Source organism: Bacillus sp. M6-12 (assembly GCF_002860285.1).
Lineage (GTDB): Bacteria > Bacillota > Bacilli > Bacillales > DSM-1321 > Peribacillus.
On the sequence record NZ_PGVF01000017.1, the window covers coordinates 69,348 to 79,176 of the forward strand.

Sequence of the window (9,829 nt, forward strand, 5' to 3'; positions counted from 1 at the left end):
ACATATGTTTAACACAATTAACGAAGCGCTGGAGGACTTAAAGAACGGTAAAATTATTATTGTTGTAGACGATGAGGATCGGGAAAATGAAGGCGATTTTATTGCTCTGGCAGAAAAAGCCACTCCTGAAGTTATTAATTTTATGGTGACTCACGGACGTGGTCTGGTCTGCACGACCATCACAGAAGAAATGGCTGCTAAATTAAAATTGATGCCTATGGTCGAACATAATACAGACCACATGGGAACAGCTTTTACTGTCAGCATTGACCATAAGAACACCACGACAGGGATCAGTGCGCCTGAACGTTCGCTAACAATTATGGAATTACTGAAGAAGGATTCCGTTCCCGCTGATTTTAAGAGGCCGGGACATATCTTCCCAATAGTTGCTAAAGAAGGCGGTGTATTAAGAAGGGCAGGGCATACAGAAGCTGGCGTAGATCTGGCCACGCTTTGCGGTGCAGCGCCTGCAGCCGTCATCTGTGAAATTATGAAGGAAGACGGTACTATGGCAAGGGTGCCTGATTTAAAGCTGATTGCCGAAAAGCATGATTTGAAAATGATTACTATTGCGGACTTGATCAGATATCGGCATAAGAATGAACAGCTTGTGAAAAGGGAAGCAACTGTTAAAATGCCGACGTCCTTTGGAGAATTTCGATTAGTCGGATATTCAAATCCTCTGGACAACAGGGAACATGTGGCTCTTGTGAAAGGTGAGTGGAAGCAGGGGGAACCCGTACTTGTGAGAGTTCATTCTGAATGTCTGACAGGAGACGTTTTTGGCTCACATCGGTGTGACTGCGGTCCACAGCTCCATGCCGCGCTGGCCCAGATTGAACAAGAAGGAAATGGTGTGCTTTTATATATGCGTCAGGAAGGAAGGGGCATCGGTCTTTTGAATAAGCTGCGGGCATACGAGCTTCAAGAGGAAGGCTATGATACCGTGGAAGCAAATGAGAAGCTTGGCTTTCCTGCCGAACTCCGTGATTATGGAATCGGGGCACAGATCCTGCGCGATCTGGGTGTCCAAAAAATGCGTCTTTTGACCAATAATCCTAAAAAGATATCAGGACTGACAGGCTATGGGCTGGAAATCGTAGAACGGGTGCCAATCCAGATGCCATTTGAAAAGGATAATGAAAACTATATGAAAACCAAACAATCAAAAATGGGGCATTTGTTCACTTTTTAAGGAGGAAATTATTATGGGAAAAGTATTTGAAGGTAATTTAGTAGGTTCAGGGCTTAAAGTAGGAATTGTAGTGGGGCGTTTCAATGAACTTATTACCAGTAAGCTGCTAGGAGGAGCAATGGATGGATTAAAACGCCATGGTGTATCTGAAGATGATATTGATGTTGCTTGGGTTCCGGGAGCCTTTGAATTGCCTCTTATTGCAAAAAAATTGGTGAATACCGGGCAGTATGATGCGGTTATTGGTCTTGGCACCGTAATTAGGGGCAGCACGACACATTATGATTATGTTTGTAATGAAGCGGCAAAAGGCATAGCTTCGGTTTCCCTAGAAACAGGTGTACCAGTTATTTTTGGAGTTCTTACAACTGAAAACATAGAACAGGCAATTGAACGTGCAGGGACAAAGGCCGGGAATAAGGGCTATGATGCAGCAGTTTCAGCTATCGAAATGGCTAATTTGCAAAAAGCAATCGGGTAATTTCTTTGGTTTTGGTACATACTAAAACCTGAATGATTATCATATGGGCAGTTGTTTATTGCAAAAAATTAGATGGCATGCAATAATATTCTTATAATTTTGAAAAACAACTAATTTAAAGGAGGTGAAAGAGATGGTTCATTCTGTATTGCGCGAACAATGGCTTGATTTCATGTACATTTGCCGCGCAATTTTTCATGATGTTTTTGTTGAAGGGAGAAGTCTGCCCTTTTTAAACAATTGCATAATGATTACAGAATGATAAGAGGTCTCTTTCACCCGCTTTTATGATCATAGCGATTACAAAAGGGAGCCGCAAGCTCTCTTTTTTCGTCCGAAAAAGCTCCTGCGCCGTCTGCGCTTGCGCTTTTTTATCTGAAGCCGTGGGCAGGAATCTTCTTGCCTATGGCTTTTTTTATATTTTGGCAAGCAATATTTAAAAGACAGAAAGATACCGGGTGAAGGAGTCCGTCAAATATGATGGACAAAGGAGTAATGGTGATGATAGTTTGTGGATTACAGCAGATAAGCAAAAATTATGGAGGAAATACAATATTTGAAAATCTTTCGCTTGAAATCCATGCGGGGGACCGGGTTGGGGTGGTCGGCCGAAATGGCAGCGGTAAAACGACGTTTATGAAGATTATTGCTGGAAGTGAAACTCCAGATGCCGGGCAGGTTTTTATTAGGAAGGGATTATCTATCGGGTATTTATCCCAAATACCGGAATTCGACTCTGCCATGACTGGAAGGGATGTTTTGATGACTGCATTCGCAGAAATTGTCAACATCTCTGAAAAAATGAAGCAGTACGAGGAAAGGATGTCTGTCGGGGTAGATGAAAACCAGCTGCAATCACTCCTTGCCGAATATGGAGTGCTTCAGGAGAAATTTACCCTGCTCGACGGGTATGAAGTGGAAGCCAAAGTAACAAAAGTGGCAAATGGCTTGAAGATAAATGCGTTATTGAATTGCCTGTTCTCAAGTATGAGTGGCGGAGAGAAGACAAAGATATGCTTAGGGCTGATCCTATTGCAGACTCCTGAGTTGCTGCTTTTGGATGAACCAACGAACCATCTGGATATTTCAGCAGTTGAATGGCTGGAACAATTTATCCGGGACTATGCTGGTACGGTAGCGGTTATCTCCCATGACAGATATTTTTTGGATGAGGTTGTTAAAAAAGTAGTTGATCTGGAAGATGGGGAACTTACCGTTTACCATCAAAATTATTCGGGATTTGTGCAAGAAAAAGAAAAACGGCTGCTGGATGAATTTCAGGCTTACCAGGAGCAGCAGAAAAAAATCAGGAAGATGCGAGAGGCAATCAAGCGGCTGAGAGAATGGGCCAACCGTGCAAACCCTCCCAGTGCAAGCCTCCATAAACGGGCAACTAATATGGAGCGTGCGCTGGAGAGAATGGAAAAACTGAAACGCCCCGTTCTGGACCGCAAAAAGATGGAGCTTCAATTTGAGAGTGCTGACCGAAGCGGTAAAGACGTAGTATTTATTAAAAATGCCTCCAAATCCTTTGGAGAAAAGCTTTTGTTTCAGGACGCCAGCCTGCATCTCCAATTTAAGGAGCGAGCGGCGATTGTCGGTGAGAATGGTACAGGGAAATCAACGATTTTAAAAATGCTGCTTGGTGAAATTCCGGTTGAGGCTGGGGAAGTATACCTCGGAAGCAATGTTAAAGCGGGATATTTATCACAGCATCTTTACACAGCTGGTTCGACTCAGACAGTTTTAGAAGCATTCAGGGAGGAAGTAAACGTTGCAGAAGGGGAAGCGAGGCATATATTAGCCGGGTTCTTGTTTTACGGGCCTTCTGTTTTTCGCAAAGTCGGCCAGCTTAGCGGGGGAGAGCGGATGCGGCTCAGGCTTGCACAACTCATGCACCAGGATATTAATCTGCTAATTTTGGATGAGCCGACAAACCATCTAGATATAGATTCGCGTGAGGTGCTAGAGGATGCCCTTGAGGATTTTCAAGGTACCATTCTTGCGGTATCCCATGACAGATATTTGCTTAATAAACTCTTTTACAAGACATTTTGGCTGGAATCGGCTGCCCTCCATCATATTGGGGGAAATTATGATTACGCAAAAAGGAAAATGGCAGAGATCCGGGCAAAGCAGAGCGAGAAACAAGAAGCAGTTTTAGAAACTGTGAAAGTAGAAACGAAAATCAAACCTGCCAAAAAGAAGAACAGTGATAAAGCCAGTCTGGAAAAAATAGAATTACAGCTGGAAGCCATCGAAAGTGAGATAGGCGTTATTTCGCGTAACATGGAAAAGGAAGCTGATTTATCGCAGCTTCAAATGAATTACGAGCGCTTGAGCCAATTGGAGCTTCGGCGTGATGAGTTATATGAACAGCTGGTGGAGGCAGGAGAAGGTCAGTAGGCTGCTTGCATAGTGTTTTTTTGAAAAATCCCAGTTAACCCTTAATCGGGGCCAACTGGGATTTTATTTGAATTATTTGCGGGGAGTTTCCAATGTTTTTAGAATATCATTTTTAATGGATATCAATAATTCTTCGTCAGTGAGAAAGCGGTTGGTTACGGTCTGGACAAAGAGCTTAAAAGCTGCATCGTATGCAGGGTCCTCTTTTGCTGGCATGGTATTGTCTTTTAACTCATCAACAAAAGCTTGGACTTCTGGTGCTCTTGGCCCCCACTTAGCAACTTCTTCTCCGTTTTGATCAATAAAAATAAAGATCGGTATGGAGCGGGCTTTTCCATTTGTTAAATACTGATCCATCAGCTCCAGATTTTCATCGCGGATTAAAAAACGAATATCAATGCCTGCTGATTCAGCTATTTTGACTAAGATCGGTATATTTACCATTGCATCTCCGCACCAGTCCGCTGTAAGGACAATGGCTCGGAGCTGTTCTCCTCCTAATGGAGCAATCCTTGTTTTATCATAATCAGAAAGCTGGAATTTTCCCATTATCGCTTCCAGATTTTCTTTATTAACCTTCATGCTGTTCACGTATTCTTCTGTCGTTTTTCCCTTTTCAAACCAGCTGATTAATGAATTCATAAAACTATTCCTCCTTTTGCAAAACATTTTAGCACAAGCAGCCTGTAATCAAGGTGTCTTTTGCTTGAGGTGTTTATATATAAGCAGAAAATAAAAATGAGTTTTAATCCAAGTTATGCATGGCAAGAAGAATTAACAATCATTTCCTAAACATTTTATATTTTAACACTGTTAAACATACCGAACAAACAGCGCAGCTCCACCCCTTTTTCCATAAAAAAGGAGTGCTTTAATCTCGAAGATCAAAGCACTCCTAATACTATATTCATAAAATTCTTCATCTGATATAAGCTAATTATTTTGCCGCTTTTTGAAGCTTATGGATAACATCAAGCGACCGGCCGGTTCCAATCGCTACGGCCTCCAATGGATTAGGTGCAATATGGACAGGAACGACAATCTCACTGCTTAGCCATTCCTGAAGGCCATTTAATAATGCTCCGCCTCCAGTTAAAATTACACCTTGATCAACAATATCGCCGCTAAGCTCAGGCGGGCAATCTTCAAGGGTAGAACGGATTGCTTCGAGAATATGTAACAGAGATTCCCTAATAGCAGTTTGAATTTCGTCAGAGCTCAGATTAATTGTTTTTGGGAGACCGGTTACTAAATCACGTCCGCGTATATCCATAGAAAGAATATCATGCTTGACAAGCGCATACCCAATTTCCATTTTGATTTGCTCCGCAGTTCTTTCACCAATTAATAAATTATACTTTTTTCTAATATGCTGAATGATATCCTCGTCCAGCTGGTCTCCGCCAATTCTAATAGAATTGCAGGATACAATACCGCCAAATGAAATAATGGCCACTTCAGTAGTTCCGCCTCCGATATCAACTACAACATTCGCAATTGGTTCATCAACCGGCAAATCCGCACCAATTGCAGCGGCTACAGGCTCTTCTATTAGATGTACATGCTTTGCGCCGCAGCTTTTCACAGCATCCTGGATTGCCCTTCGTTCAACCGACGTTGACCCTGAAGGAGTACAAACGACAACATTTGGCTTTCGGATGGAAAGGCCGAGCTGTTTGCCGGATTTTTTCATGACTTGCTTCAGCATTTGTGTAGTGATGTCAAAATCAGCAATAACACCATCTTTAAGCGGGCGTACCGCTACAATATTGCCAGGCGTTTTACCAATCATGTTTTTTGCATCTGTACCAACCGCCAGCACCTGTTTTGTCTCGGTGTCTATTGCTACTACAGATGGTTCATTTAAAATGATCCCTTTATTTTTGCTGTATACTAATATATTTGCAGTACCTAAATCAATTCCTATTTCAGTATTATTAAACAATCAAGTCACCCCTTAATCAGATTCCCATATAAGCATTCTACATAATTTGCCGAATTTATGGGGGTATCTTGAGGTGGTAAATAATGGGCAAGAAAATTTGTGCGCTTTCATTACTGCTATAAAGGGATTCCTTAAGAAAAAGGGATTTATTTCTGAATAAGGAATTCAGCGGGATTTTAATAGCCTTTATATTAAATTGCTATGAAAATATGGCAATTTGGTATTTTTCTGCATCTGGCAGCATCTGTCAAAGGTGAAAAAAGAGCCTCCCACTGATGACTTGGAGGCTCCGGCCTTTTCGTAACTTCTAGATAGATTAAGAGCGGCTTACAAAGAATGGCAGTGATTCAATTCCCAATAATCGAGCGTAGGTGAACAGCTGACCTTTATGGTGAATTTCATGATCCTTGCCGTTTTCAAGCAAGTCAAGGCCAGGCATTGTCATGCCGTAGAACTCAACGGGCAGTTCTAATTGTTCATCAGTAAGAGATTCAAGGTCAGATACCGTTTTTTCTGTCTCATTCTGAATAATAGCTTTTAAATCACTGGCTGTTTCAAACGCTTTTGGTTCAGGTGGAGGAGTAAACACACCGTTCTTCACAGTTTGCGCGAACATGCTTGTTGCGCCTGTTATATGCAGAACCAGCTCGGAAAGAGACATTGCGTTTTCCCAAGGCTTGAATTGAAGCTGATCATCTCCGAACGTGTCCGCTAATTCAAGCAACGCTTTACGATGGCTTAACCAGCTATCAATGAAACCGTTAATTTTTGCCATAACAAACTCTCCTTTAATCTTAATGTAGGCAGGAAGGCCAAAGTTAATAAAGAAATTATATAATATGATTTACAAGTTTCAAAATCAGCCGCCTTAGTTTGCTTTCAGATTTTGCTTATCAAATCTCCTGAACATAAGATAGTACATATATGAGCTAAGCAAAGCCAGCAAAGCCAGCAGGCAGAATGTGCTGTTATATCCGAACCAGGCCGATAGCGGGATCGATAACGGGGCAATCATTCTCCCGATTGTGAAACGAAGGCTGGCAGCAGCAAAATATTGGCCACGCATGTTTTCAGGAGCAAGTTTTGAAATGAACCCCTGCTGGATTCCTGCTCCCATTAACTCTGCAAATGTGAAAACAGCCATTGCCAGGATCAGCCCCCAGATCCAATGGGTTTGACTGAACATAATAATCGATACTGCATATACAGCAGATGAGAGGATAAATACATTTCTTTCTTTGTATAAGGTCATCCATTTGGTCACAGCTATTGTAAATAGAGCAACCAAAAATCCGTTCTCGGAAATAAGAACACCGAAAGCCTGCTCCCCGGCAATATGGAAAGTGCGGTCACCTAGTGAAAGAAGCACTTGGGAATCAATAACATCCTTAGTATAAACGGGGATCAGCAAATCCAGCTGCATGAAGGTTTGGCCGACCAATACTCCAGCAACTATAAATAGAAGGAACGTTTTATCCTTTACAATAACTCCATAATCCTTAAGCTGGTCCCTGAAAACGCGGGTCCAATTTTTTGTGGAATTATTCTCGCTATTTTGGATAAACGGCGGTGCTGTTTCATTTAAAAGCTTGGAAAGAATGAGTCCAAGCAGCGTATTCAGAATGGCCGCAGCAAGCAAAAGCTCAAACCGATGCTCTGCATAAAAAATACCGCCCAATATCGGACCTATTACCACCGCTATATTAATGGAAGTGTAAAAAATAGCGAAAACACTGTTCCGGTCCTTTTCCGGAACAACATCAGCAACCATCGCCTGGCTAGCCGGCCAGTAGAACGAACCAAAAATGCCTACTGCTGTAAAACTGATGAAGCCTAACACTGGGGAATCGAGCCATAGGGAGCTCGCATAGGCAAAAACAAAGAACGCAATTCCTTGTCCGATAGCAGAAAGGACCATCATCTGCTTCCGTCCATAACGGTCAGCACAATAGCCTCCCATTAAGTTTGCAGCAACTGAAAATACCTGTGAAAAAATTAATAACAGCCCGGCAGCAGTTTTTCCGAACGAATCCGAAAAATAGATTGCGAGGAAGGGAAAGAACATCCAGAATGAAATGTTTACTAGTGCTTCCCCTGCCAGGCGGATTTTTAAATTCCTATCCCAATCTCTAAGACGCATATATAAGTTCTCACTTTCGTAAAAATATCAGTTAGTTATGGGAAACAACATTACCTACGGAAAAACAATCTTTTCCAGTAACTTCCGCTTTTTTACTATAACTCTCTGACTTTAAAAAGTATATGAAAACTTGATTATCTTTTGACAGAGAATTTAGGACGAGTTTTTACTCTGTGGGTAATAGATCTTTGTCTCCCTCATAGGTATATCCAAAAGGATACATTCTGTCATTACTCCTTAGAGACCGGAGGGGGATATGTCGAAAACCCCTGTATTTCCCGGACAATAATTTACAAATTGACCAAAAGAGAGTGTAATACTGACAAAAAAATTGAAAAGCTAGAATGAGTGGAATAAAGAAAGGAGTGATCACCGTGTTTGGGATCACTCCTTGTAATGAGAGAAGTAATAAAAGCTATGGAGTCTGGGTTAACAGCTGGATAGCAAGCTAACACTTTCCTCAAATGGGGGGTCCATATCTTTAAGAGGGTATTCAAGTCCTAGGGCTTCCCATTTGTAAACTCCAAGCTTATGGTAAGGCAGGACTTCCACTTTTTCGACATTACTCAGTGTCTGAATAAAATTGCCGAGCCTCTTTAGATCAAGGGTATCATCTGTAATGCCAGGTACTAAAACATGCCTGATCCAAACCGGGATTTTTTTATCGGACAGGTACTTTGCAAAAGTAAGAATATGCTCGTTATATTTTCCGGTCAATTTTAAATGCTTCTCACGGTCGATATGCTTGATATCAAGGAGAACGAGATCAGTATATTTCAATAGCTCATCCAATTGCTGCAAGAATGCCGGAGCCTCTGAGAAACACCCTCCAGATGAATCCAGCGCTGTATGGATTCCGAGCCGTTTGCACTCTTTAAATAGTGCTTTCACAAATGGGATTTGAAGCAAAGGCTCACCACCGCTTACAGTGATTCCTCCCTTAGATGCCTGAATAAAGGGGAGATATGATTGTAAGTCTTTGATAATGTCATCTACTGTCGCTCGCTTGCCCCTGCCAATTCCCCATGTATCTACATTATGGCAATATTGGCAGCGCAGCAGGCAGCCCTGAGTGAAAACAATATATCGAATGCCGGGTCCGTCAACTGTCATGAAGCTTCCCCTTGTCAAATTCGCCCGTACACCTGATTGCAATGAATTGTTCAGCGGAGACCCTACATGGGTAACAGAATCAATCGGCGGTATGGCAATGGATAGAAGAACTTTTATTAAGAAGAACTCTTTCCGCTTCCTTCATACATTAGACAATCTCTATTAATCTATCAGCACCGTAAAGGGATACCCTGCGGTAGTCTCCGATTATTCTTCCGCGGCCATATGCATCACGGAACTTAATAATGAGGATGAATATAAGGGTTAGCAGGACCAAGAGTTGCTATTATAGGGCCAATATACCCTTGTATTAAAAATTACAATAATTGATCCAATAAAAGAAATTGCAGTTGGTTTCATACTGAAATTCTCCATCCTGTATTTTGATATTTCCATTACTATAGAAGTTTTATTCATGAAGGATTAAGATTTTTAATGAATAAAATGGGAATAAAACAATGCTAATTTTCAGGAAAAACCGGCATGACTTCTAATTCGATCAAAAGAAAAATCACCATTATAGGTGATTTCAGATTGTCGACAAAA

At 41.7% G+C, this 9,829-nt stretch carries 9 protein-coding genes and 2 pseudogenes; 5 read left to right on the forward strand and 6 right to left on the reverse strand.

The window, feature by feature from the left end:
- Positions 1-4: 4 nt before the first annotated feature.
- From CVD28_RS19805 to abc-f, 4 genes are all read left to right on the forward strand, one after another.
- Positions 5-1,198, forward strand: a complete 1,194-nt coding sequence (locus tag CVD28_RS19805) for a bifunctional 3,4-dihydroxy-2-butanone-4-phosphate synthase/GTP cyclohydrolase II (RefSeq protein WP_101595701.1) — start codon at positions 5-7, stop codon at positions 1,196-1,198.
- Between the two features lie 13 nt (positions 1,199-1,211).
- Positions 1,212-1,679, forward strand: coding sequence for a 6,7-dimethyl-8-ribityllumazine synthase (gene ribH, locus CVD28_RS19810; RefSeq protein WP_101595704.1), 468 nt, complete (start codon positions 1,212-1,214; stop codon positions 1,677-1,679).
- 133 nt (positions 1,680-1,812) lie between these two features.
- A complete protein-coding gene (locus CVD28_RS28910; RefSeq protein WP_257985931.1) occupies positions 1,813-1,941 on the forward strand; it encodes an RAxF-45 family protein in 129 nt (42 codons plus the stop codon).
- Positions 1,942-2,180: 239 nt separating this feature from the next.
- On the forward strand, positions 2,181-4,085 hold the full coding sequence (abc-f, locus tag CVD28_RS19815; RefSeq protein ID WP_101595735.1) for a ribosomal protection-like ABC-F family protein: 1,905 nt from the start codon (positions 2,181-2,183) through the stop codon (positions 4,083-4,085).
- 72 nt (positions 4,086-4,157) lie between these two features.
- Here abc-f and CVD28_RS19820 read toward each other — a convergent pair whose 3' ends face one another.
- From CVD28_RS19820 to pflA, 5 genes are all read right to left on the reverse strand, one after another.
- Complete coding sequence (locus CVD28_RS19820; protein ID WP_101595707.1) at positions 4,158-4,727, reverse strand: thioredoxin family protein; 570 nt, start codon at positions 4,725-4,727, stop codon at positions 4,158-4,160.
- Positions 4,728-5,022: 295 nt separating this feature from the next.
- Positions 5,023-6,030 (reverse strand): rod-share determining protein MreBH, encoded by a 1,008-nt coding sequence (gene mreBH, locus CVD28_RS19825; RefSeq protein ID WP_101595710.1) that lies wholly within the window; start codon positions 6,028-6,030, stop codon positions 5,023-5,025.
- 316 nt (positions 6,031-6,346) lie between these two features.
- Complete coding sequence (locus CVD28_RS19830; RefSeq protein ID WP_101595712.1) at positions 6,347-6,805, reverse strand: DinB family protein; 459 nt, start codon at positions 6,803-6,805, stop codon at positions 6,347-6,349.
- Positions 6,806-6,898: 93 nt separating this feature from the next.
- Positions 6,899-8,170 carry an MDR family MFS transporter gene (locus CVD28_RS19835; RefSeq protein WP_101595715.1) on the reverse strand — a complete coding sequence of 424 codons (1,272 nt, stop codon included), beginning with the start codon at positions 8,168-8,170 and terminating at the stop codon, positions 6,899-6,901.
- A 429-nt stretch (positions 8,171-8,599) separates the two neighbouring features.
- Positions 8,600-9,283, reverse strand: a complete 684-nt coding sequence (gene pflA / locus CVD28_RS19840; protein WP_101595718.1) for a pyruvate formate-lyase-activating protein — start codon at positions 9,281-9,283, stop codon at positions 8,600-8,602.
- Here pflA and CVD28_RS27580 point away from each other — a divergent pair.
- A pseudogene (locus CVD28_RS27580) lies at positions 9,279-9,443 on the forward strand (pyruvate formate lyase family protein); the annotation flags it as partial. The gene pflA and the pseudogene CVD28_RS27580 overlap by 5 nt on opposite strands.
- On the opposite strand, the pseudogene CVD28_RS29360 reads toward CVD28_RS27580, so the two are convergent.
- A pseudogene (locus tag CVD28_RS29360) lies at positions 9,441-9,515 on the reverse strand (hypothetical protein); the annotation flags it as partial. The pseudogenes CVD28_RS27580 and CVD28_RS29360 overlap by 3 nt on opposite strands.
- Positions 9,516-9,829: the final 314 nt, after the last annotated feature.